This is a genomic window from Virgibacillus carmonensis, assembly GCF_057836705.1.
The window spans coordinates 1-655 of the sequence record NZ_JBYQFJ010000195.1 but is presented as its reverse complement, the minus strand read 5'-3'; the positions used below and the strand labels follow the sequence as shown (position 1 = coordinate 655).

Sequence of the window (655 nt, the reverse complement as noted above, 5' to 3'; positions counted from 1 at the left end):
GAAGTTGCAGATGAAAAAATTACGCTAATGACACTGCATGCTGCAAAGGGCCTTGAATTTCCGGTTGTTTTTCTAATCGGAATGGAAGAAAACGTCTTCCCGCATTCAAGATCCATGTTTGATGAAGATGAAATGGAAGAAGAGCGCAGACTTGCTTACGTTGGGATTACCAGAGCTGAAAAGGAACTTTATGTAACGCATGCAAAAATGCGTACACTATTTGGTCGTACAAATATGAACCCAATTAGCCGATTCATCAACGAAATCCCTACCGACCTGCTTGATGGAATTGAGGAAGCCCGGGAAGCGATGTTTGGAGGACGCAGACCAATCCAAGAAACACCAGCTCCTGTCAAACGCAAAGCACAAAAAATGCAGACAACCACAGGTGCGGAAAATCAGCCATGGTCAACTGGTGACAAAGCATCACACAAAAAATGGGGTACTGGTACTGTTGTGAAGGTTCAAGGTGAGGGGGAAGCAATGGAACTTGATATTGCATTTCCGGCGCCGACCGGCATTAAACGGGTATTGGCAAAATTTGCTCCAATTACGAAACAATAGGAGGTGCCTCGAAAGTGGACAAACAACAGGCACAAGAAAAAATCGCTGCACTAACCGAGTTGCTGAATCAATATAACTTTGAATACCATGT

General features: G+C 44.1%; 1 protein-coding gene. It reads left to right on the top strand.

The features are described 5' to 3' along the window. Positions 1 to 564, top strand: a 564-nt coding sequence (locus AC3G7N_RS21335; protein ID WP_489424141.1) for a 3'-5' exonuclease, incomplete at its 5' end; no start/stop codon positions are given. Positions 565 to 655: the final 91 nt, after the last annotated feature.